Genomic DNA, 22,688 nt, shown 5'->3' on the forward strand with positions numbered 1-22,688 from the left:
GCGCCCCGACGTCGGGACGCATGGTGCCCGATGATTCGGACCTGCAAGCAGTCCTCATGCTGAGGTCCTCTGCTCGTAGTCGCTGATGACGCCGACCTTGGCGTTGGACGGCGACTCAGGGTCGAACTCGTAGTCGAGCCACTCGCGGACCAGCCTGCGCGCCAGTTCGATGCCGACGACGCGTTGGCCGAGGGCGATGATCTGGCAGTTGTTGGACAGCACCGAACGTTCGCACGAGTAGCTGTCGTGGACCGTGGTGGCCCGCACGCCGGGCACCTTGTTCGCGGAGATGGCCATGCCGATGCCGGTGCCGCAAATCAACACCGCCCGATCAACGTCGCCGCGCGCGACGGCTTCGGCGACGGCGAGTCCGATCTCCGGGTACGCCGTGTGTTCCCGCGCGCCGACACCGTAGTCCTCCACCAGCTCCACCCGGGGATCCTCGGCGAGGTCGGCCAGCAGCGCCGCCTTGTACTCGTAGCCCGCGTCGTCCGCACCGACGCCGATACGCCACCGCTGCGTCGTCACCGCTCACCTCCACACTCGTCGGCCAGCACCCTGGCGACGGCGCTCGCGCACAACGCGAGCGATACCGCGCCGGGGTCGGGCGTGCCAATGCTTTTCTCCGCGAGCGGCCGGGCCCTGCCGATATTCGGCCGCAGCTCGCTCGTTGCTTCCGCCGCCGTCAGAGCGATCTCGGCCGCGCGCCGCCAAGCGGCCGCCAGCTTCGCCCCGGCGGCGATGTCGTCGTGCAGGGCGTCGATGAACGGGATCAACGCGTCCAGCAACGTCTTGTCGCCGGGTTTCGCTCCACCCAGTTCGGCGATGGTGTCCGCACCCTTGCGCAGCGCCGCGACGACGGTCGCCGCGTCGGGCAGGTCGGTGTCACCGATCGCGTCGCCGATGGCGCGCAGCATCGCGCCCCACAGCACCCCGGACGACCCACCGCCGTTGTCGGCCAACGCATCCCCGGCCGCGCGCAGCGTGCCACCCGCGCCGGCACCCTCCGTCGCGTCGGCGGCCTGGTGGGCGGCGCGGAGTCCGCGCAGCATGCCCCTGCCGTGGTCGCCGTCCCCTGCGACGGCGTCGATGTCGCCGAGGTGGCCCTCGTGCTCGGTGACGGTGGCTAGCATCGCCGCCAGACACGACCGCACCGTGGCGGCGAGCCGCCGCGACTCCGCGGTGGCCACGGTGGCCGCGGCGGCGGGCGCGGTGGCGGCCGGTGCGGCAGGCGTGGCGGCGGTGGCAGGCGCGGCTCCGGCGTGCGCGGCCGCGGACGCCGTAGCGGTGCCGGAAGCCGCCTGCGTCTCGCGGGATGGCGCCACCGGCCGCGGCGCCATCCCGGAGACGTCTCCCCTGCGGAACGCGGGCGTGTCCGCGGGCGCGTCCCACAGTTCCGCGAGCTCGTCGTCCAGCCAGTGTAATGTGAGTGAGCACCCTGCCATGTCCAGACTGGTGACCAGCTCACCCACCTCAGGCGAGACCACCTCGATCCCGGCGGCGGCCAACCGCGCGGACACTGCCTTCCAAACGACGAACAGTTCCTCGTACTTCGTCGAGCCGAGGCCGTTGAGGATCACCCCAGCCCGACCGTCGGCGTCGGCGGGGCGCTCGACCAGCAGCCGCTCCACCAGCAGCTCCGCCAGCTCGGTCGCGGTCAGCCGCTCCGTGGTCGCCACCCCCGGCTCGCCGTGAATCCCCAGCCCGAGCTCCATCTTGGCCGGGTCTACCGTGAACAACGGCTCCGTCTTGCCGGGGAAAGTGCAGCCCGCGAACGCCGCACCCAACGTGCGCGTCCGGTCGTTGGCCTTGCGAGCGATGCGCTCGACCTCGGCGATCGCCTCGCCCCGATCCGCGGCTGCCCCGGCGGCCTTGAAGACGCAAAAGTCCCCGGCGATGCCACGCCGCCGCTCCACGGTGTCAGCGGAGGCGACGTCATCGGTGACCACCACCGTGCGGCAGTCGATCCCCTCGCCGCGCAGCCGGGACTCGGCGAGGCCGAAGTTCATGACGTCGCCGTTGTAGTTGCCGTAGCTGAACAACACCCCGGCACCGCCGTCAAGCGCCTTCCCCACCAGATACGCCTGCTCGGCGGACGGTGACGTGAAGATGTCCCCGATCACCGCGCCATCCGCGAAACCAGGACCCACCAGACCGCAAAACGCGGGATAATGCCCCGAACCGCCACCGACGATCACGCTGACCTTGCCCGGCACCGGGCCCGAGGCACGCAGTACCCCGGACGCGCCAGACACCCGCGACACATACCGCGCATACGCGGCGACGAAACCGTCGACCATGTCATCCCGGAACCGGGCCGGATCATTGAACAACCGAGTCATAGAACGTCCTTTTACGACAGACGAGTGAGCAGGGCATCGAGCGCGTCGCGGTGATCAGCGGCGACGACGTCGGCGTGCGCGAGCGCGTCGGGTTTCGGGGGGTACTGCGGGTTCGGGATGGCGACGACGACGAGCCCCGCCGCGGCCGCGGCGCGGATGCCGTTGCCGGAGTCCTCGACGGCGACGCCGTAGGCTGGCTCGACGTCGATGCGTCGGGCAGCCTCCAGGTAGACGTCCGGACTCGGCTTGCCCCTGCTGACCTCTTCGCTGGAGACGGTGGCAGCGAAGTGGCCGGTCAGGTCGTGCGCGTCGAGTACGGCGTCGATCACCCGGCGCGCCGCCGAGGACGCCAGCGCGAGCGGCACCCGCTCGCTGACTTTGCGGATGAGGTCGGCCGCACCGTCGAGCAGCGGCGCGTCTCCCGCACGGATGGCGGCGACCATGAGATCAACGCACTCCCGCCGGACGTCGTCCGCGAGGCCGGGATCGCCGAGCTTGGCCGCGACGAAGGCCGCCCACTCCGGTGAGCTCATCCCCTGGACGGTCGCGGTGTCGTCGGCTTCCCACGTCACACCCCTGCGGGCGCAGCAGGCACGCCAGCTGCGTTCCCACAGGTGCTCGCTGTCGACGATCACACCGTCCATGTCGAGGATCACGCCGATCGCGCGTGGCGTCGCCGTCATGACGCGACCTCGTAGGGCACGTTGTAGCGCTTCATCTCGGCCAGCGCGCTCTCCTGCGCACCGGAGTCCACGATGACCAGGTCGAACTCCGCGAGCGGCACCAACCGGTGCAGCGCGACTTTGCCGAGCTTGGTGTGGTCCATCAGTAGATACCGCCGCTCCGCGACCTCCAGCATCTTGCGCTTGACGGCGACGATCCGGTCCTCCTGGTGGAAGGCGTAGCGCCCGGAAAGAGCCGACGTCGACACGAACACCGCGTCCACCCGGATCGAGTCGATGCACTCCAGGCAGGTCACGCCGAGGAACGAGTCGTGCAGCGGGTCGTAGTCCCCGCCCAGCGCCGTCAGCGAGATCCCCCGGTACTCGCTGAGCTTGCGCAGGGCATCCAGGTAATTGGTCGCCACCCGAAGCGGGGTGACATCCGCGAGCAAGGGGATCATCGAGGCGGTGGTCGTCGCGTCGTCCAGCATGATGGACATGCCTGGCTCCACATAGGACGCCGCTGCTTTGGCGATGGCCTCTTTCTCGGTCCGCATCGCTTTTTTGCGATAGGACACATTGGACTCGAAGACCCCGGACGGCTGCGCGGTGACCCCGCCCCGGTACTTGCGGACGATGCCCTGTCGTTCCAGCTCGTCCAGGTCCCGGTGCACGGTCATCACGCTGACACCGAACATGGTGGCCAGCTCCTGCGCTGAGATGCTGCCCCTGTCGGTGACCACGTCCGAGATCCGCTTCTGGCGGTCCTCGGGCGTGCGGGTCTTGGATTCCTCGCTCATCGTGTGAGTCGCCTTCCGTCATCGCTGTCGCCGAACACATGCACTGTGGCAGGGTCGAGCAGCAGGCTCACCTTGTCGTCGACGGCGAGCCCGCCGACGTCGCCGCGCGGCGCGACCACCGACACCAGCGACTCCCCGATCCGCACCGTGACCTCGGTCTGACGGCCCAGGTGCTCCAGCACGTAGACGACGCCGTCGAGTCGCTCGTGGCCCTCGGGCTGCGCGCCCGCGCCGGTGTGCAGCACCAGGTCACGCGGTCGGATACCGATGCGCACCGACTCGCCCGCCGCGGCCGCTGTGGTGTCCAAGTCAGGCACCGGGACAGTGATCGCGCCATCCGAGCTGATGAACCGGATCGTGCCGTTGTCACTGACCAGCCCGCCGGAAACGAAGCTGATGCGGGGCTTGCCGAACGCCTGCGCCACGAACGCCGTCTCCGGGGTGTCCCACACCTGTTGCGGCGTGCCGACCTGCAGGATGCGGCCATCCTTGATCACGCCGATGCGATCAGCCAGGGACAGCGCCTCCACGTAGTCGTGGGTGACGTAGACCGTGGTGGTGTTCAGTTCGCCGTGGGCGATGCGCTTCAGCTCCGCTCGCATCGACGTCCGCAGCTTGGCATCCAAATGCGACAGTGGCTCGTCGAGTAGATAGGCGTTGGCGGGTCGCACCAGCACCCTGCCGAGCGCGACGCGCTGCCGCTGGCCGTTGGAAAGCTGGTCGACACCCCTGTCCAATAGGTGGCCGACGCCCAGCATCTCGGCGGTGCGGCCCACCCGCTCGCGCACCTCAGCGTCCGGCAGCCGCAGCACCGGAGAACGCAGCGGCGACGCCATGTTGTCGAAGACGTTGTGCTGCGGATAGAGCGCGTAGCTCTCGAAGCACATCGCCAGGTTGCGGTGGTTCGGCTCGATGTCGCCCGCGTCCCGCCCGCCGAGCCACACCTCGCCGGAGTCCGGCTGCACCAGCCCGGCGATGCTCTTGAGCGTGGTGGTCTTGCCAGCGCCTGACGGGCCAAGCAGACAGAAGAACTCGCCGTCGTTGACACTGAACGAAACGTCATCCAGCGCAACGAGCTTGCCGAACGTCTTGCGCACCGAGCGCACGTCGATCGTTGCCATCAGCCTTTCACCGCCCCGAACGACAGGCCGCGCACCAGGTAGCGCTGGATGCACAGCGCGAGCACCAGCGGCGGCAGCACCGCCATCACCGCACCGGCCGCGACGAGGTTGAACCGCACCTGGTTGCCGCCGAGGAAGGCCAGCGAGCTCACCGTCACCGTCTGCGCGTCACCCGAGGTGAGCGTGAACGGGAAGATGAAGTTGTTCCAGGCGAAAATGAACGCCAGCAGGCACACCGCCGCGATGCCTGGCCGCACCAGTGGCAGCACGATCTTGAGGAACGCCTGCCTGCGGGTGTAGCCGTCCAGCAGCGCGGCCTCCTCCAGTTCGGCGGGCAGATCCTGGAAGAACGACCGCAGGATCCACACCACCAGCGGCATGGTGACGAGCTGGAGCACCCAGACCATCCCGAAGATCGTGTCGTACAGGCCGATCTGCTGGTAGATCACGCCGAGCGGGATGATCACCACCAGCTCCGGCGCGAACCGGAAGCTCAGCAGCGTGAACATCAGATCCTCGCTGCCCTTGAACCGGTACCGCGCCGCCGCGTAGGCGGCCGGGATGCCTATGAGCAGTGAGACCAGCACCGCCCCGGTCGACGTCGCCAGGCTTGCGAGGAAGAACCGCACATACGACGAGCCAGAGTCGCCCAGGCCGAGCACGGTCTGATAGTTCTCCAGCGTCGGCGTGAACCACAGGTACGTCGTGGTCTGCTCGGCGTTCGTCTTCAGGCTCAGCGCCACGATGAACAGCACCGGCAGCAGCGAGAACGCGAAGTACAGCACCAGCGCGAGGTTGGCGAGCAGTCCGGCCGCCGAGCCGCGTTGTGCCTTGCGTTGGTTCGCGGTGGTGGGTAGCGCCGGGGGTTTCGTGGGCGTTGGCGCCGGTTGCGCCTTCGGCGGGGTCGGCTCAGTCGTTGTTGCCATCGCGCATCACACTCCCGCTGCCCGGTCTTGGATCCGGCGCAGGTACTTGACGAGGATCATGGAGATGACGAACACCAGCAGCCACAGCAGGAACATGTAGGTCAGTCCCCTGCTGTAGCGGGCGTAGCTGATCGCCTCCAGGTAGGCGCTGATCTGCAACGTCGTGGTCGAGTCACCCGGCCCACCCGAGGTGAGGCCGAAGATGACGTCGAACATCTTCAGGTTGTCCATCAACCGGAAGATCACCGCGACCAGCAGGTACGGCCACAGCATCGGCAGCGTCAACTTGCGGAACGTCAGCCACCAGCCAGCGCCATCGACAGCGGACGCCTCGAACGGCGACTTCGGCAACGACCGCAGCCCCGCGAGCGCGATGATCGCGACGAACGGTGTGAAGATCCACGCGTCGACGACCACGGCCCACACCATCGCCATCACCGGCGAGTCGGTGCCGTTGTAGTTGCTGACGCCGAAGAACTCCGCGATCGGACGGACCCAGCCGACCTCGGGGAGCAGCAACAGCTTCCACATGATCGCCGCGAGGATCGGCGCCACCATCAGCGGCACGATCAGCACCCGCTCGAACAGCTTCCCGATGAGGCTGCTGCGGTTGAGCAACAGCGCCACCCCGACGCCGAGCACGGTCTCCAGCAGTGTGGCGCTCAGCGCGAACACCAGGGTGACCCGCACCGACGTCCAAAACGCGTCGCTGGACAGGATCGTGCTGAAGTTCTCGAACCCGACCGCGTCCGGTGCCGGGTTGGCGGCCGAGAAATCGAAGAAGGTATACGAGACACCGAGGAAGAACGGGTACAGAATCCCCGCGCACAGCAGCACGGCTGGCACCGAGAGCAGATACGGACGCAATGCCTTGCGCCGCCGTGACACCCTCGGCGCATCGGCCAGCGGCGCTGGTGACGCGCGATCCGGCGGGGCTTCAACGGTGGTTGGCATTACCCGTTGACCCTCCCCTCAAGGTCACTGGCGAGCTTGTCGAGCGTGCCGGCGGCGTCGGAGCCGTTGTAGATCTGCTGCAACGCCGCCGCCCAGGATGTCGTGGCGTCGAAGAAGTTGGTCTGCGGCGTGAACTGGATGGCCGTCTGCGGCATAACCTCTTCGAAGGTCTCGATGAAGTTGTCCGCCGCCGACAGCCGGTCCTTGTACTCGGCGGAGTCGGCGACCGACTTGCGCACCGCGTCGATGTGCTGCTTCTTGGTGGCCGCGTACTGCAGGTGCTCCTTCGACGTCGCCCACTGCAGGAACCACCAGGCGGCTTCCTTGTTCTCGGACGCGGCGTTCATACCGAGCGACCAGATCCACATGTTGGTGTCCAGGGCGCCACCGGGGCCCTTGGGGCCGGGGTGCCAGGCGAGCTTGCCCGCGGCCGGGGTGTCCTCGTTCTGGAAGTAGGCGGCGATGTCGGCGTCGAACAGCATCGCGGCGTTGCCCGCACCAAGGTCGCTGGACGCCTGGTACCACGTGTAGGACGTCCAGCCCGCCGGGCCGGAGTCACGCACCATCTTCGCCCACTTGTTCGTGAAGTCCACGGCTTCTGGGCTGTTCATCTTCGGGATGAGCTTGCCGTCGGCGAGGTCGAAGTCGGTCAGGCCCATGCGGGAGTACATCGTCATGAAACCGGGGTGGATGGTGGCCCACTCCTTGGAGCCGCGCACCGCGATCCCGTACATGTCACCGAAGCCCGCCGACGATGCTTTCTTCGTGATGACATCGGCGGTCTCGATCAGCTCGTCGAATGTCTCGGCGGGGCGTAGGCCCAGCTTGTCGAAGACGTCCTTGCGGTAGCAGACGGTGTTGGTCTCGAAACCCCACGGCAGCATCCACTGCTGGTCACCGCCGAGCGGGGCGCCGTTCTCGAAGTTCCACTGGCCCGCGGTGAGCAGGTTGGGGAAGAAGTCGTCCGGCTCGAACTCGGCCGCGGTGGCCGACGAGTTGTCCATCCAGGGTCGGAGGTCCTCGAGGTAGCCGGGCGGGCCGTACTGCCAGACCATGTACGCGCCGAGCATGAAGGCGTCGTAGTTGCCCTGCCGCGAACGCAGTTCCAGGGTGACCTTGTCGAAGTAGTTCGACTCGGGGAACTCGTCGATGGCCAGCGTGATGCCGGTCTTCTCCTCGAACTCCTTGCGGTGCGCCTTGAGCGCGTCGGTGTACGGGTGCTTGTTCATCAGCAGCCGCACGGTCTTGCCCTTGTGCTTTTTCCAGTCGAACGAGCCGGTGACGGCGTTAGCAGCCGAGTCACCCGATGTGCCTGCCTGTCCCCCGAAGCCGCAGGCTTGCAGCAATGGCACGGACGCCGCCGCGGCGGTCGCCGTTCCCGCGATGCGGAGCAGGCGACGACGGCTGAGGCCGCGGCCGGCGGTGCTGGTGATGAAGTGGTTGTCGTCCATGGCGCTCAACGAACCTCCGTTGCTTCGGGCGCTTCACGCACGCGCTCTGCCGGGTTCCGATCTGGCCGGGCATCAGCCAGTCGTGTTATCCCGAGGGCGGGATCACACCCGATGGTGTGTTGTGACACACACCTTGCCGTGATGTTCACACGAAGTCAAGTGTTGTTAACAAAGAATCTTGTTAAGATCCCGCTTCGCTGTGATCGACCGTGCCGAGCGCGGGATTGAAGGCCACCAGCCGCCACATGTCGTGGGCGTCGTCGTGAACCAGCTCGGCACCGGAGACGTTGTGCACCACGGGAAACTCACGGCGATAGTCGGCCGGATCGATTCCCGTGAGCGCGCAAGTGACCAGCCGCAACAGGGTGCTGTGACAGACGGCGAGCACGGTCTCCCCGCGATGCCGCTTGGCGATGTCGGACACCACCGCCATGGCGCGCGTGATCGCCGCGCGCGGATCCTCACCGCCGGGAAGCGGGTTCGCCACCGGATCGCGCTCGAACGCCGCGCGCCGCTCCGGCCAGCGCCGGGCCATATCCCGCGACGTCAAACCCTCTGCCTCGCCGAAGTCGAGTTCGATCAGCCGGTCGTCGATGTGCGTTCGCAGCCCTGCCGCGCGGGCCGCCGGTTCGGCCGTTCTCACCGCTCTGACCAGTGGGGAACTGTAGACGGCGTCGAGCCCCGCGCGCGCGGCCCACCCCGCGAGCCGCCGCGCTTGCGCCTCCCCCGCCTCGGTCAGCGGGACGTCGGTGCGTCCGCAGTAGCGGTTGCCGTCGTGGAACGGTGTCTCGCCGTGCCGGAGGAGGTAGAGCCTCGTCTCACCGCCACTCATGCCGCACCCGCCAGCGCCGTGCCCGCCAACGCGGCGTCGATCCAGCCCAGCTCGACCAGCCCGCGCACCAACTCGGCGTAGGCGGTATCGAACCGCTCGTGCGCCCCCGGTCTCGGCTCGACGACCCGCACCGGTCCCAGCATGCGCTCGGCCGTCGCGGCGAGCCGCGCTCCAGGGTCACCGCTGGTGGCAGCTGCAGCGAGCACCGCCATGCCCACCGCGCCCTCGGCGACCTGCGGCACCGCCACCGGCCTGCCCAGTATGTCCGCCTGGAGCTGCGTCCAATATGGACTTCGCGTGGCGCCGCCGCTGATCGTGACCGGACCGTCGACCGACGCGCCGAGGCCGCGCAGATGATCGAGGCACAGGCGTTCCACGAACGCGACACCTTGCAACACGGCGGCGAACCTGTCCACCCGGTCACGGTCATTTCCCCAGCTCACACCGGTCGCATCGGCGCGAAGGAACGGGAAGCGCTCGCCGACGCCCGCCAACGGATACGTCACCGACCCAGCGGGTTCGCGGTCGGTGGCCTGACGTTCCAGTGCGGCGAAGTCGACCCCGTCGAACTCCTGACTAAGCAACCCAGCACCCGCGCTCGACGCCCCGCCGGGCCACCATCGCCCGTCCGGGGCGCGGTGCGAGTACAGCGCGCCGGATGGATCGGCCAGCAGGGTGTCCGAGACGCCTTTGAGCACCGTGGTCGTGCCGACGACGAAGCTCCACTGCCCCGGCCGCAGCACCCCAGACGCGATCTGCGCGGCGCAACCATCCGTCATGCCCGCCACGACCGGAACCCCGACCGGGAGCCCGATCTGTTCGGCCGCGGCGGGACAGACCTCGCCGAGCACTGTGCCTGGCCGCACCAGCGGCGGTAACAGCCTGGGGTCGAGGCCGAGTCGTGCGAGGTCAGCGGCAGGCCAGCCACCTCCGACGAGATCCGCACCCGACTTGAGCGCGTGGCTGGTATCGGCGGGCGCTGGCCTGCCGATCAGACGCGACGTGACGACGTCGGCCTGATGAGCCAGGCGCACGTCAGGGCCGGGATCGCCGTCTCGGAGCAGCCACAACGCCTTGGGCAGCGCCCACGAGCGTTGCGGGGTGAGACCAGCGGCGCGCCACGCCGGTGCGGGATCGTCCGCCACCTGGCGAGCCTGCTCAACCGCCCGGCCATCGTCGTACATCAGCCCTGGTGTGACCGGTTGCGCCGGGTCGTCGGACGTCTCGCGCACTAGTGCGATCGTGCCGGACGTCGCGCAGCATGCGAGTGCCGCGACCTCGATATCGCCCGCGGTCGCGAGCGCGTGCCGCGTGGCGGCGGCGACGGCCTGCCACCAGTGCCGCGGGTCCTGCTCGTGCCTGCCGTCGGGCCAGCGGGTGCTGGTCAACCGCTCGGCCGCCGAGCCAAGCACCGCGCCGTCGGCGTCGATCAGCACCGCACGCACGCTCTGGGTGCCGAGGTCGATCCCGAGCCATGCCCCCGCGTCTGATGATTCGGACCTGCGAGCAGCCCTCATGCGCTCACCCTTCACAAGCTGGCGTGTTATGTGTATGTTAATTTAACACCTTCTGTTGATATGAGGAAAGGCGCAACAAGCTTTCAGAGGTAACAGCCCCTGGAGGGCACCATGACCGTCGACAGCGAACCCCTGCACCCTGGACAGCTCGCCATCCTGCGCGCCGTGGCCTCTGGTCGCGCGGAAATCACGTGTAGCTGCGAGCCCGATCTCTACGTCGACGGCGTGCCGTGCTGCAACCAGTGGGTCGTGCACGCGCTGGTGCGCTCCGGACACGTGCGCGCCGCGCGGCCCGGCCGGATCGGTCAGCGCGTCGCGGCGACCCTGACCGTCACTGGGCGCAGCGCCCTACACACGTCCCTACCCGCAGCAGCGAAGGAGATCGCGTGACACCCGACGTCACAGCAGCCCTCACCACGCCCCGGCTTCCCGACGACTGGACGCACCTCGACGTCCGCGCTGTCGACACCGCGCGGGTACTCGCCGCCGACGCTGTGCAGCACTGCGGCAGCGGACATCCTGGCACAGCGATGTCCCTCGCGCCCATGGCGTACGCGTTGTTCCAACGGGTCATGCGGCACGACCCGGCCGACCCGGTGTGGCTGGGGCGCGACCGATTCGTGCTCTCCTGCGGTCACACCAGCCTCACGCTCTACATCCAGCTGTTCCTCGCGGGCTATGGCCTCGAACTGGACGACCTGAAGCAGCTGCGGCGCTGGGGGTCACGGACGCCCGGCCATCCCGAGTACGGCCACACCGCGGGTGTCGAGATCACCACCGGCCCGCTCGGGCAGGGGCTCGCGTCGGCGGTGGGCATGGCGATGGCCGCGCGCCGCGGTCGCGGCCTGCTCGACCCGGACGCCCCGGCGGGCACGAGCCCGTTCGACCACCACGTGTACGTGCTCGCCTCCGACGGCGACATCGAGGAAGGCGTCACGGCGGAGGCGTCGTCGCTGGCTGGGCACCAACAGCTCGGCAACCTCGTGGTGATCTACGACGACAACCAGATCTCCATCGAGGATGACACCGCGATCGCGCTCAGCGAGGATGTCGCCGCGCGGTACGAGGCGTATGGCTGGCACGTGCAGCGGGTGGATGGCGGCGAGAACGTCGCCGGGATCCTCGCCGCGATCGACGCGGCCAAAGCGGAGACCGAACGACCGTCGTTCATCGCGCTGCGCACGGTGATCGGACACCCGGCGCCGACGCTGGCCAACACCGGCGCCATACACGGCGCGGCGTTGGGCGAGCAGGAGGTCGCGGCCGTGAAAAAGCTGCTCGGCTTCGACCCGGAGCGGGACTTCGTCGTCGAGGACACCGTACTCACCCACACGCGGCACGCGCGCGACCGCGGCGCGCGGGAGCGAGCACGCTGGCAGGAGTCGTTCGATCGCTGGGCTGCCGAGAACCCGCAGAGAGCGGAACTGCTGGACCGCCTCCGACGCCGGGAGCTGCCCGACGGCTGGGAGCGGAAGCTGCCGCGCTGGGAGCCGTCCGAGCAGGTCGCGACCCGGAAGGCGTCCGGCGTCTGCCTGAACGCCGTTGCCGAGCTGTTGCCCGAGCTGTGGGGCGGGTCGGCCGACCTGGCGGGCAGCAACAACACGCTGATCACCGGTGCGGACTCGTTCGGACCGACCGGCGCGAGCACGAAGCAGTTCACCGCGCACCCGTACGGCCGCAACCTGCACTTCGGCGTGCGCGAACACGCCATGGCGGCGATCAGCAACGGCATCGCGCTGCACGGGCTGACGCGGCCGTACTGCGCGACGTTCCTCATCTTCTCCGACTACCTGCGCCCCGCCCTGCGGCTCGCCGCGCTGATGCGGCAGCCGGTGGTGCACGTCTGGACGCACGACTCCATCGGGCTCGGCGAAGACGGCCCAACGCACCAGCCGGTGGAACAGCTCGCGGCGTTGCGGGCAATTCCCGGGTTGAACGTCGTCCGCCCTGCGGACGCGAACGAGACGTCGGGTGCCTGGCGAGCCGCGCTAACTACCACCCACGCGCCTACTGGATTAGCGCTGACCAGGCAGAACGTTCCGGTGCTCGAGGGCAGCGACCCGGACGCGGTGGCGCGCGGCGGGTACGTGCTCGCGGAGGCCGAAGGCGGCGCGCCGCGGGTGGTGCTCATTGGCACCGGCTCGGAGGTGCGGCTCGCCGTGGTGGCGCGGGAGATATTGCAGGCCGACGGCGTGCCGACGCGGGTGGTATCGATGCCGTGCGTGGAATGGTTCGATGCCCAAGACGTCACCTACCGGGATACCGTGCTGCCACCCGAAATCACCGCGCGGGTCGTCGTCGAGGCGGGCATCGCGCAGCCGTGGCACCGCTTCGCCGGGGACGCGGGCGAGATCGTGTCCCTGGAGCACTTCGGTGCGTCGGCTGACTATCAGACGTTGTACCGCGAGTTCGGGATCACCTCCGACGCCGTTGTGGCCGCCGCGCGGCGGTGTCTCGCGCGGCAAAGCGGGTAACCCCTAACCGACCCGGATGGAAAGGATGACGATGACTGACCGACTGGCACAGTTGAGCGACGCGGGCGTGTCGATCTGGCTCGACGACCTGTCGCGGCAACGACTTACGTCCGGGCAGCTCGCCGGGCTGATCCGCGACCGCAACCTCGTGGGTGTGACCACCAACCCAACGATCTTCGCCAAAGCCGTGGCCAGCGGCGACGACTACATACCGCAGCTACGTGACCTGGCAGCGCGCGGCGTTGACGTGCACGACGCCGTCCGTGAGATCACCACCACCGATGTCCGCGATGCCTGCGATGTGTTCCGCTCGGTGTATGACGCGACGGGCGGCGTAGACGGCCGGGTCTCGTTGGAGGTCGATCCTGAACTGGCGCGCGACACCGACCGCACCGTGACCGAGGCGCTGGAGCTGGCGAAGGCGGTAGACCGGCCGAACCTGTTCGTCAAGATCCCGGCCACCGAGCAGGGCTTGCCCGCGATCACCCGCACACTGGCTGAGGGCGTCAATGTGAACGTCACGTTGATCTTCGCGGTGGAGCGCTACCGCGAGGTCATCGACGCGTTCATGGCTGGCTTGCAGCAGGCGCGAGCGAACGGCTTTCCGCTGGAGAGCATCCACTCCGTCGCGTCGTTCTTCGTGTCCCGTGTCGACGCGGAGATCGACAAGCGGCTGGATGCCATCGGCACCGACGAGGCACTCGCGCTGCGTGGGGAGGCGGCCATCGCCAACGCGCGGATCGCGCACGCCCTGCATCGGGAGCTGTTCGCCACCGAGCGCTGGCAGGCGCTGGCAGCCGACGGCGCACATGTGCAGCGTCCACTGTGGGCGTCGACCGGCGTGAAGAACCCGGAGTACTCCGACACCCGCTACGTGGACCGGCTCGTCACAGCCGGTGTCGTGAACACCATGCCGGAACCGACGCTGCACGCCGTCGCCGACCACGCGGAGATCGAGGGTGACACGGTGGTCAACGGCGCGGATGCCGCGCGAGAGACGTTCGAGCGGCTGGCCGCTGTTGGCGTTGACCTGGAGGATGCCTTCCGCACGCTGGAGAACGAAGGCGTGGACAAGTTCGTGGCGTCCTGGCATGAACTGCTGGAGACGGTGTCGGAGCAGCTCGGGTGAGGCGCGGGCCTTCGACAGCCTCGCTTGAGTGATCTTCAGGAAATCGACTCCGAGTAGGGGACCGAGAAGACCTCCAGGAATGCCCTGAGAAGTGCGACTTCTCCCTCGATCTGCACCGCACCTTCGGCGACAGCGGCGTCCGCGTCGAGCCTTCCAGCCAGAACGTCCCGGAAATTCGAGCCAGCAATAATGACGAGTTCGGGAGCCGGATGCTCGCCGGGTTCGACCGCCACGGCCCCGTCCTCGACGACAGCATTCGCTACTGCCTCCCCTACCCGGACCGTGCAGGCGATACGAAGCCGAGCGGCAGGCTCATCAGCCGCAGCGACGCGTAGCGCGGTGACCAATGACGCCTCGGTGACGACCTCACCCTCGCGCGGCTCTCGCATGCCGGCCGCGCCCCACCGGGCCAGCGCCTTGAGCGCTGGCCCGAGCTCGGCCCCACGCGGTGTCAGCTCGTAGACGACCGCGCGGTCGGCTCCACTGCGTGCCGTCCGCGCGATCAGGCCGTCCTCCTCGAGCGCCTTCACGCGCGTGGTGAGGACGTTCGTCGGAATGCCGGGCAGACCGGCGAGCAGGTCCGTGTACCGGCGGGGCCCGACCTGCAGATCACGCAGGATGAGCAGCGTCCACCGCTGCCCAAGGACCTCGGCGGCGCGCGCCAAACCGCAGAACTGTCGATACCCTCGTGGCATGGTGCAAAAATACCTGTTGACTTGTAAAAAACAAGTAGTAGGTTGAGGTACCCGAACGAAGGAGGCGACAGCTGATGCATGAAGAAGTCGCTGACGGAACATCTGCACCGGAACTGCTCGTGGACTTCATCGTGTCGTTGGACGGCTATGCCTCCGCTGAGGGCTGGCCCGGCTGGTGGGGGCTCGAGGGACCCGAGTACCTGCGCTGGCTGGAGGAGCAGCCCGAGGGCGCTTACCCGGCCTTGATGGGGGCGAACACCTATCGAATGTTCTCGCGGTTTACCGCCGAGGCCGCAGGGGTGCCCCCTGATGAAAAGTCAGACGAAGAGGCCACTATCGGTGGCGTCGCTGCCATGCCCAAGGTGGTCTGTTCGTCAACCCTGCGGGAACCGCTTGCACTGCCCAACACTCAGCTGGTCAGCGGGGATGCCGTCGCAGCGGTGGCGAATATGAAACGCAGCGGCACCACATCGATCCGCACCATGGGCAGTCTCAGCCTGTGTCGCTCGCTGCTCAAGGCCGGCCTGGTAGACCGCTTCCGGTTGGTGATCTTCCCCGTGATCACAGGCGCAACCGGGCAGGAGCGAATCTACGACGGGTACCCGGACGTCTCACTCGAAATGGTTGACAACCGAACCTTCGACGGCAGGCTCCAGCTGCTGGAGTACGTGCCGACCGTGCTCGACGGTCCGCCGGGCGGCGGCTCATCAGCCTGACGGAAGCGCGCGCAGATACTGACCGACCCAGTATCGGGTGCGAATGTCGTGTTATGCCGGAGCGGCGGTGTCAAGCCATGCGGCGAACCGCGCGCGGTAGCGCTTCGGTGAGATGCCGACCTCTTGGGTGAAGGCGCTTCGGAACGTTACCGGCGACCCGTAACCAACCTCGGAGGAGATCCGGTCGACCGTGAGGTCGGTGGTCTCGAGCAGTTCCTTGGCCGCCGCGATCCGTTCCGCGGCGACCCAGCGCATGGGCGTGGTGCCGACGTCCTGCTCGAACCGTCGGGCGAGGGTGCGGGGCGAGAGGTTCGCCGCTCGTCCCAGTTCGGTGAGCGTCAGCGGCCGGTGGAGGTTCTCGCGCAGCCAGGCGCGGAGGTTGTCCAACCAGGCGGCGCGATCCTCCAGCGGCTCGGCGTGTACGTACTGCGCCTGATCACCGTCACGGTGGGCAGCGATCACGAGGTAGCGGGCCGTGGCGTTCGCGGCGCGCTCCCCGTGGTCGCGCCGGATCAGATGCAGGCAGAGGTCGAGGCCAGCCGCCGAGCCGGCGCTGGTGAAGATGCCGTTGTCCTCCACGTAGATGGCGCGTGCGTCGAGCTCGACGTTGGGATACATCCGCTGCAGCAGTGCGGCGTGTCGCCAGTGGGTGGTGGCCCGACGGCCGTCGAGCAGGCCGGCCTCGGCGAGCGCGAACGTGCCGGTGCACAGGGCGACGATGCGGGCGCCCCGGTCGGCGGCGCGCCGCAGCTCGCGGACCAGCCGGGAGCCGACCGATCTCCCCGGGGGCACCGCGGGCACGAGCACCGTGTCGCCCTCGGCCACGGCACTCAACGGCCGCTCCGGGGCCAGCCGGGCACCGGTGTGGGTGCGCACACCGCGCAGGTCACCGCACAGCGTCACGTCGTAGAGCGGACCGTGATCGGGACCCCAGTCATAGCCCAGTGCCTCCAACGGCATGCCGATCTCGAACAGGGTCATGCCGTCGATGAGCGGGACCGTGACTGTCGGACGCTGAATAACCATGATGGCAAAATCCTAGCAGTTTGCGTCAATCTTGCCACTTCCGCGGGAGGGTGTCGCTTGCGACTCTTGAGCCATGTACTTCGACGACTTCATCGCAGAACAGATCTTGAAGAACAACGGCTCGTCGTCTTCGCATGACGTTCGCGCTAAGCAGCCCATCCGACGCCTGCTCCGCGCCCTGTGGCGCGGCGCCCGCCAGTTCGCCTGGGGCATCGACGCGTTCTCCAGCGTCCGGCACGGGATCGACGTGCCTCCCGACCACGGTGCCCGCAACCGACCCCCGTCGCCGCCCCGCCACCCACGACCTTGAAGGGCCAGTCGACGTCCGCTTATGCCGCTGCCGCTCGCGCCTCAGCAGCCGGAGATCACATCTCGCGCGCCACGCGAGACCAGTCGAAGCCGACGAGATCGCTGCTGCGGGGAAAGTACACACACGAGGCCAGCCGTACCGGTAACGTCGTCGTACGCGACGCCCACGAGCCCGGGTCAGCAACACCTGGCACGCCACTGTTTTTCGCTTCGCAGCTGGTTGGAATGGGTGAGCGATCCACGGATCCGACGAGGAGTGACATGGGGACAGAGCCGAGCGGCCAGTACGTGTCAGAGTTCAGCGAACCCGACGGCAGCGCCGTCCCGTGGGGCGATGTCGAGCGGGTGTTGCGCGAGTCGGAGATGTTCTGGCTATCCACCGTGCGCCGGGATGGGCGTCCGCACGTGGCACCGCTGCCCGCGATGTGGCTGGACGGCAAGCTGCACTTCTGCACCGGAGCGCACGAGCAGAAAGCGCGCAACATCGAGTCGAACCCGCGCTGCGTGCTCACCACCGGTACCAACTCGTACCGCTCCGGTCTGGACGTCGTCGTCGAAGGCACGGTGGCGCAGGTCAACGACGAGACAACGCTGACACGGCTGGCACAGCTGTGGCGGGACAAGCTCGACTGGTCGTTCGAGGTGGTGGACGGCCAGTTCCGCGACCCCGGCGTTGACGACCACCGGGCCCCTGTTTTCGCCGTGACACCGGCCAAGGTGCTGGCCTTCAGCAAAGCGCCGTACAGCCAGACCCGATTCACGTTCCCATGAGCTGCTCGCTCACAACGCACCAGCTCGCGCGGCCCGAGCCAACCTCCTCGCTTCGCGCAGCGGCGTTGGGGTCCGGTGTTTGGCGCACGCCGACACCACTCGCACCGCGACGTCCGGATCGGTGCGCCACCCGGCGTGAACCGCGACCGGTCGACGTCCTTGTCGCGTCCGGAGCCAGTACGCGACGACGTCACCCGCGAGCGTCACCGGGCTCGTCGCACCACGTTCGTCGCGCGGCCACTCCCCCTCGGCGAGCAGCAGGCGATGAGTGACGCCGACCGTCGGCAGGTCAAGCATCGCTCCGAGCTGCACCGCGAGACCGGCACGACGTGGGTGATCGCGCCCGGTCGCGTCAACGAGCAGCACATCGGGCCACCGCGGCAAGAGCCGCACGACCGCGTCCAGCACGGGACCGACGCGGAGCGCGAGCAACCCTGGGCGGTAGGGCGAACCCGCCGTGTCGGACGTCGTCGCGTGGCAAACGCGGCGACGGCGCTGATACACCGCCGCCCCCGCCCAGACCGGATCACCGGCTGCGCCGGGACCGGCATACCCCTTCGGAAACGCCGCGAAGCAGCCACCTACCAGTGGCCCGGCAGCCGGCCGCCACGGTTCCGGGCCGGCCGCGGCGAGTTCGTGCTGCGCTGCCATGAGGGCCTCAACGGTCGCTGGCCACTCCGTCTTGTTCATTCCCGCAGCGTGTGGCACGGTCAGCGGAACTGGCAAGGCCAGCGCCTCGCGAGGGAAGGCAGCGCGGCTAGATGCCCCGCCGCGGCGACATCGTCACCTGCCGCGTAGCGGCGGGGCAACCCGATCAGATCGTTTTCAGCATGCCGGAATCAACGATGACATCGGCCCCGGTAGTGCTGGCCGAGCGCGGGGAGGCCAGCAGCACGATTTGGTCGGCGATCTCCTGCGCGCCAGCCATTCTGCCGGTGGTAAGTCGCATCATCTCCGGCACCACAGTGGACATGACAGCTTCCCGACCAGCGCCTGATTGGGCCGCGATTATGTCGGCGGCACCACCATCGTCGGTCCACCACGGTGTCCGCGCCGGGCCAGGCGAAACCGTATTCACACGAATGCCCCGCGGTCCAAACTCCTCCGAAAGCGCTTTGCTCAGGTTGGTCAACCCAGCCTTGGCCGCACCGTAATCGACATTGATCTGCGATGGCTGGCGAGCATTCACCGACGAGACATTGACGATCGCCCCGCCGTCGCGTTCCAGCATGACCGGAATCGCTGCGCGCGCCGCTCGCACGGCCGAGAACAGGTTGAACTCGAACACCGCGCCATTCCGCGTCGTCGGCATCGAGAAACGAACCACGCGGCAGCACCACTCCCGGCGGCGGTCCGCCCGCGCAGTTGACGAGGATGTCCACGCCGCCGAATGCCTCCACCGCAGCAGCCACCACCTGACCGGGCGCTTCCGGATTCATCAGGTCAACCGACACGTGCACCAGCGTTGGACAGCTCAACGCGTCAAGTTCGTCGGTGATCTTGCGAGACGTCGCCACCACCCGCGCACCCTCGTCGAGGAACGAGCGGACCACGGCCAAACCAATGCCCTTACTCGCACCGGTCACCACAACGATCTTGTTTGATAGCTTCAAATCCATAGGAACAACTGTCCGCGGATCACCGCGCGAAGTCTGGCGGAAAACAGCCGCCGTGCCGAGACAGCACATAGCTGACGGCGCAGTCGACGTTGGTCGCGCCTCGCGGTTCACCTTCTTGAGCACCTCTGGTCACGTCACCGGCACGATCCGGGCATCTGCCACGGCGCCGTCCTCAACCCGCAGCAGGCCGATGGTGCCGTGCGGTTGCCGCCTGCGGTCGGTCGGCGAACCCGGGTTGAAGATCCGGAACCCGTCGTCCGATTCATCCAGCGGGATATGCGAGTGGCCGAACACCACCAGGTCTGTCGAAGGGAACCGGCGCCGCATCCTGGCGAGCCTGCCCTGGGCGCGACCGGCATCGTGGATCATGCCGACACGGAGTCCATCGAGGTCGAGTTCCAGCGTCTCGGGCGCGCCCCAGTCCGCGACGTCCTGCCTGTCGTTGTTGCCGAACACCGCGTGCACCGGGGCGTAGGCCGCGAGCTCGTCGAGCACATCGGCGGTACAGACGTCGCCGCCATGCAGGATCACGTCCGCGTTCCTGAGGTGTTCGGCCACGGCGGGCGGGCACGACTTCCACCGGCGCGGCGCGTGCGTGTCGGATAGGACCACGACGTTCACGCCATCATTGTGCCGAGCTGATCCAGCGAGCGCGTCAGCACACTCCGCACGCGGTTACTCCGGGAACAACCGCCGCGCGTTCCCGGACAGGAACAACTCCCGTGCCTCGTCGTCCAGCCCCAGCTCGTCCAGCCGTGCCAGCGCTTGCGCCGGGGTGATCATCGGGTAGTTGCTGCCGAACAGCACCTTCCGGCGACCGTGCCCACGCATGTACTCGACCAGCTCCGGCGGATACCGGTGCGACACATACGCCGACGTGTCGATGTAGACGTTGGGGTACTTCGTGGCCAGCGAGATCATCTCCGCGGTCCACGGATAACCCACGTGACCACCGACGATGACCAACTCGGGGAACTCCAGCGCGACGTCGTCCAAGTACGGAATCGGTCGCCCGGTTTCCGACGTCCGAAGCGGTCCGGTATGACCGACCTGCGTCATGAACGGAATCCCCAGTTCCACACACTCCGCGAGCAGCGGGTAGTAGAGCCGATGGTTCGGCGGCAGGCCCCACAACCACGGCACGATTCGCAACGCTCGGAACCCGAGATCGTGCACGGCGCGTCGCAGCTCCCGCACCGCGGCCATCGGCGAGCGCAGGTCAACCGAAGCGATACCGGTCAGCCGGTCGGGATATGTCGCCACCCAACCCGCGACCTCGTCGTTGCTGATCAGCGCACCGCTCGCGTCGTACCACGCGCACACCAGGCCACGCTCGACACCAGCCTCGTCCATCGCGGCGATGGTGGCGTCGATCGGGATTTCCTCCGTGGGCGCCTCTTGCCTTGTCCAGCGCAGCAACGACGCCAGCATGTCGTGCTGGAAGAACCGTAGCGTCGGATGCTGCATCCAGACATCGATGATCGTCATGGCGACATGGTGGCAGGAAGGCCTCCGGGTGGGTACTGTCGCCGCGCACAACCGGCGTTGGGCGCGGCGCCGCGTGTCTCAGAACCTCCGGCCGGCGTCCAGCGATCCCTTCAGCCTCTCCGCCAACGCTACCGGTTGACCAGACATGCCGTACTCGTCGCGAAATCCATAACGGCCTTCTGATGGTTCGCGGCTATCCGGACGAGTGATTGGCACGCGGGCGACGGACTCGTGGTCGACTCGTTCGTGTGATTGTGGTCGAACATTAGTTCGATGATACTGGGGGTGTGACGGAGTTTGTGCAGATGGGTAGCGCGGCGGGGCTGTTGATGCTTCCCGCCGGGCTGGCGGCTGAACGCGAGATGTCGGAGCCGGTATCGCGGGAGTTCGTGTGTACGGCGCGTTCGGGTGCCGAGATCGCCCGGCTGACCGACGATGGCGAGCTGGTCGACACGTTGGCGGCGGTGCGGCGGATGCGGGCACGCGCGGACGCGATCGAGGCCCACGCGCTGGCCCGGTTGGGGACGTTGCGCCGCGAACCCACCGGTGAGGCCGATCCCGACACCGCACAACCGATCTGGCGGGACTCGCGCTACCTGCCCGATGAGGTGGCGCTGGAGTTGCGGGTCACCCGCCGGCAGGCCGAGATCCGGCTGGCACGCGCCACGGCCCTGGTGGGCCGGTTCCCCCGCCTGGTGGCGGCGATGGAAGACGGTGAGCTGGAAGGCTACGCCGCCGGTCGGGTGTGTGAGGCCGCCGCCGGGCTCACCGACGAACAGGCCCGCCAGGTCGACGATCAACTGGCCGCCAAGCGCGCCAACGGCACGCTGGATGTGGTGGACCCGGTGGCGCTACGGCGCACCGCACGGCGTCTCGCACTCAAGATCGACCCGGACGGGGCGGTAGCGCGGGCACGCACCGCGCGCACCGGCCGCAAGGTGGAGCTGATCCCGGGTGAGGACTCCATGGCGACCCTGGTGGCGGATTTGCCCGCTGAGGTCGCGACCTCGGCGTATGCCCGGATTGATCGGATGGCCCACGCGGCCCGGCGCGGCGGCGACGAGCGCACGCTGGACCAGCTGCGCGCCGACATCGCCGCCAGCCTGCTGCTCGGTCAGGACCCCGGCGTGGCGCAGCCCGAGGCGGGCGCGGTGGTGTATCTGCACATGCCGATAACGACCGCGTTGACCATGACCGATAGTGGTGCCGAGTTGGCTGGTTACGGCGAGATCCCCGGGCCGATCGCCCGCGAGATCATGACCAACCCGCGCAGCGTGTGGCGGGCGATACTCACCGACCCCGGCACCGGCGCGATCACCGACCTCGGCCGCAGCCGCCGGCACCCCACCCAACTCATCCGGGACCTGGTCAACGCCCGCGACCGGGAATGCACCGTACCCGGCTGCCACCGACCCGCCCCAGCCTGCGACTTCGACCACCTCGACGCCTGGGCCGCCGAGCATGGGCCCACCAGCGACACCAACGCAGCACCGAAATGCCGCCACGACCACGCCAAGAAAGACCACCCCGACTGGCACATCGAGTTCGACCCCAACACCGGCACCGCCACCATCACCACCCCCACCGGCCGCACCTACACCAAAACCCGCCGAGCGATCACCGAACCACCCAACAACGCCAATAACAACCGCGAGCGAGAACGCGCGGGTAAGGACCACACCCGACAACGGCTCACCCACCCACCAAGCGACGACCCACCCTTCTGACCGAGCGGGCGGCCGCGATCACGCCTGATCATCAGCACTAGCCACGCTCCAGGACTCAAACCCGTGCGCGATATTTAGTGACCGCTGCCCGAAGCCGTGTAGCTCGCCAAGATGTCCGCTACATCTTTG

The 22,688-nt window shown here is 68.1% G+C and carries 22 protein-coding genes and 1 pseudogene; 7 read left to right on the forward strand and 16 right to left on the reverse strand.

Annotated features, from left to right (window positions below; all coding sequences use genetic code 11):
- Positions 1 to 54: 54 nt before the first annotated feature.
- The 10 genes from ACFQGD_RS24415 to ACFQGD_RS24460 all read right to left on the reverse strand — a co-directional run bounded on the left by ACFQGD_RS24415 (position 55) and on the right by ACFQGD_RS24460 (position 10,605).
- Positions 55 to 528 carry a ribose-5-phosphate isomerase gene (locus tag ACFQGD_RS24415; RefSeq protein WP_345389692.1) on the reverse strand — a complete coding sequence of 158 codons (474 nt, stop codon included), beginning with the start codon at positions 526 to 528 and terminating at the stop codon, positions 55 to 57.
- Complete coding sequence (locus ACFQGD_RS24420; protein WP_390183650.1) at positions 525 to 2,342, reverse strand: dihydroxyacetone kinase family protein; 1,818 nt, start codon at positions 2,340 to 2,342, stop codon at positions 525 to 527. Before ACFQGD_RS24420 ends, ACFQGD_RS24415 begins: the two co-directional genes overlap by 4 nt.
- Positions 2,343 to 2,353: 11 nt before the next feature.
- Complete coding sequence (locus ACFQGD_RS24425) at positions 2,354 to 3,025, reverse strand: HAD family hydrolase (RefSeq protein WP_345399432.1); 672 nt, start codon at positions 3,023 to 3,025, stop codon at positions 2,354 to 2,356.
- The gene (locus tag ACFQGD_RS24430) at positions 3,022 to 3,804 is read right to left on the reverse strand and encodes a DeoR/GlpR family DNA-binding transcription regulator (RefSeq protein WP_345399429.1); all 783 of its coding nucleotides are present in this window, start codon (positions 3,802 to 3,804) and stop codon (positions 3,022 to 3,024) included. The genes ACFQGD_RS24425 and ACFQGD_RS24430 overlap by 4 nt, the downstream gene beginning before the upstream one ends.
- Entirely contained in the window at positions 3,801 to 4,925 is a 1,125-nt protein-coding gene (locus ACFQGD_RS24435; protein WP_345399426.1) for an ABC transporter ATP-binding protein, read from the reverse strand. The genes ACFQGD_RS24430 and ACFQGD_RS24435 overlap by 4 nt, the downstream gene beginning before the upstream one ends.
- Complete coding sequence (locus ACFQGD_RS24440) at positions 4,925 to 5,851, reverse strand: carbohydrate ABC transporter permease (RefSeq protein WP_345399423.1); 927 nt, start codon at positions 5,849 to 5,851, stop codon at positions 4,925 to 4,927. The genes ACFQGD_RS24435 and ACFQGD_RS24440 overlap by 1 nt, the downstream gene beginning before the upstream one ends.
- Positions 5,852 to 5,857: 6 nt before the next feature.
- Positions 5,858 to 6,805, reverse strand: a complete 948-nt coding sequence (locus ACFQGD_RS24445; RefSeq protein ID WP_345399420.1) for a carbohydrate ABC transporter permease — start codon at positions 6,803 to 6,805, stop codon at positions 5,858 to 5,860.
- Entirely contained in the window at positions 6,805 to 8,256 is a 1,452-nt protein-coding gene (locus ACFQGD_RS24450) for an ABC transporter substrate-binding protein (RefSeq protein ID WP_345399438.1), read from the reverse strand. The genes ACFQGD_RS24445 and ACFQGD_RS24450 overlap by 1 nt, the downstream gene beginning before the upstream one ends.
- 181 nt (positions 8,257 to 8,437) lie before the next feature.
- The gene (locus tag ACFQGD_RS24455) at positions 8,438 to 9,088 is read right to left on the reverse strand and encodes a histidine phosphatase family protein (protein ID WP_345399417.1); all 651 of its coding nucleotides are present in this window, start codon (positions 9,086 to 9,088) and stop codon (positions 8,438 to 8,440) included.
- Positions 9,085 to 10,605 carry an FGGY-family carbohydrate kinase gene (locus ACFQGD_RS24460; RefSeq protein ID WP_345399414.1) on the reverse strand — a complete coding sequence of 507 codons (1,521 nt, stop codon included), beginning with the start codon at positions 10,603 to 10,605 and terminating at the stop codon, positions 9,085 to 9,087. The genes ACFQGD_RS24455 and ACFQGD_RS24460 overlap by 4 nt, the downstream gene beginning before the upstream one ends.
- A 111-nt stretch (positions 10,606 to 10,716) precedes the next feature.
- Between ACFQGD_RS24460 and ACFQGD_RS24465 the strand changes: the two genes are divergently transcribed.
- The 3 genes from ACFQGD_RS24465 to tal are packed head-to-tail and all read left to right on the forward strand — an operon-like array spanning position 10,717 to position 14,208.
- Positions 10,717 to 10,995, forward strand: a complete 279-nt coding sequence (locus tag ACFQGD_RS24465) for a hypothetical protein (protein WP_345399411.1) — start codon at positions 10,717 to 10,719, stop codon at positions 10,993 to 10,995.
- The gene (tkt, locus tag ACFQGD_RS24470; protein WP_345399409.1) at positions 10,992 to 13,079 is read left to right on the forward strand and encodes a transketolase; all 2,088 of its coding nucleotides are present in this window, start codon (positions 10,992 to 10,994) and stop codon (positions 13,077 to 13,079) included. Before ACFQGD_RS24465 ends, tkt begins: the two co-directional genes overlap by 4 nt.
- 25 nt (positions 13,080 to 13,104) lie before the next feature.
- The gene (tal, locus tag ACFQGD_RS24475) at positions 13,105 to 14,208 is read left to right on the forward strand and encodes a transaldolase (protein WP_345399406.1); all 1,104 of its coding nucleotides are present in this window, start codon (positions 13,105 to 13,107) and stop codon (positions 14,206 to 14,208) included.
- A gap of 35 nt (positions 14,209 to 14,243) precedes the next feature.
- Here the strand turns inward: tal and ACFQGD_RS24480 are convergent, their stop codons facing one another.
- On the reverse strand, positions 14,244 to 14,903 hold the full coding sequence (locus tag ACFQGD_RS24480) for a helix-turn-helix domain-containing protein (RefSeq protein WP_345399403.1): 660 nt from the start codon (positions 14,901 to 14,903) through the stop codon (positions 14,244 to 14,246).
- A 74-nt stretch (positions 14,904 to 14,977) separates the two neighbouring features.
- Between ACFQGD_RS24480 and ACFQGD_RS24485 the strand changes: the two genes are divergently transcribed.
- Positions 14,978 to 15,619: a dihydrofolate reductase family protein gene (locus ACFQGD_RS24485; protein ID WP_345399400.1), complete on the forward strand. Its 642-nt coding sequence runs from the start codon at positions 14,978 to 14,980 to the stop codon at positions 15,617 to 15,619.
- 51 nt (positions 15,620 to 15,670) lie between these two features.
- Here the strand turns inward: ACFQGD_RS24485 and ACFQGD_RS24490 are convergent, their stop codons facing one another.
- Positions 15,671 to 16,645: a GlxA family transcriptional regulator gene (locus tag ACFQGD_RS24490; RefSeq protein WP_345399397.1), complete on the reverse strand. Its 975-nt coding sequence runs from the start codon at positions 16,643 to 16,645 to the stop codon at positions 15,671 to 15,673.
- A gap of 73 nt (positions 16,646 to 16,718) precedes the next feature.
- Between ACFQGD_RS24490 and ACFQGD_RS24495 the strand changes: the two genes are divergently transcribed.
- A complete protein-coding gene (locus tag ACFQGD_RS24495) occupies positions 16,719 to 16,955 on the forward strand; it encodes a hypothetical protein (protein WP_345399394.1) in 237 nt (78 codons plus the stop codon).
- Positions 16,956 to 17,215: 260 nt separating this feature from the next.
- The gene (locus tag ACFQGD_RS24500; protein WP_345399391.1) at positions 17,216 to 17,725 is read left to right on the forward strand and encodes a pyridoxamine 5'-phosphate oxidase family protein; all 510 of its coding nucleotides are present in this window, start codon (positions 17,216 to 17,218) and stop codon (positions 17,723 to 17,725) included.
- Positions 17,726 to 17,734: 9 nt separating this feature from the next.
- Here the strand turns inward: ACFQGD_RS24500 and ACFQGD_RS24505 are convergent, their stop codons facing one another.
- From ACFQGD_RS24505 to ACFQGD_RS24520, 4 genes and pseudogenes are all read right to left on the reverse strand, one after another.
- The gene (locus tag ACFQGD_RS24505) at positions 17,735 to 18,415 is read right to left on the reverse strand and encodes an endonuclease V (protein ID WP_345399389.1); all 681 of its coding nucleotides are present in this window, start codon (positions 18,413 to 18,415) and stop codon (positions 17,735 to 17,737) included.
- 124 nt (positions 18,416 to 18,539) lie between these two features.
- A pseudogene (locus ACFQGD_RS24510) lies at positions 18,540 to 19,413 on the reverse strand (SDR family NAD(P)-dependent oxidoreductase).
- A gap of 60 nt (positions 19,414 to 19,473) precedes the next feature.
- Complete coding sequence (locus tag ACFQGD_RS24515; protein ID WP_345399386.1) at positions 19,474 to 19,965, reverse strand: metallophosphoesterase family protein; 492 nt, start codon at positions 19,963 to 19,965, stop codon at positions 19,474 to 19,476.
- 54 nt (positions 19,966 to 20,019) lie between these two features.
- Positions 20,020 to 20,832, reverse strand: a complete 813-nt coding sequence (locus ACFQGD_RS24520) for an amidohydrolase family protein (RefSeq protein WP_345399383.1) — start codon at positions 20,830 to 20,832, stop codon at positions 20,020 to 20,022.
- Between the two features lie 287 nt (positions 20,833 to 21,119).
- On the opposite strand from ACFQGD_RS24520, the gene ACFQGD_RS24525 reads away from it, so the two are divergent.
- Positions 21,120 to 22,559, forward strand: coding sequence for an HNH endonuclease signature motif containing protein (locus tag ACFQGD_RS24525; RefSeq protein ID WP_345399380.1), 1,440 nt, complete (start codon positions 21,120 to 21,122; stop codon positions 22,557 to 22,559).
- Positions 22,560 to 22,688 lie beyond the last annotated feature (129 nt).

The sequence above is a fragment of the Haloechinothrix salitolerans genome, from assembly GCF_042662605.1.
GTDB lineage: Bacteria > Actinomycetota > Actinomycetes > Mycobacteriales > Pseudonocardiaceae > Haloechinothrix_A > Haloechinothrix_A salitolerans.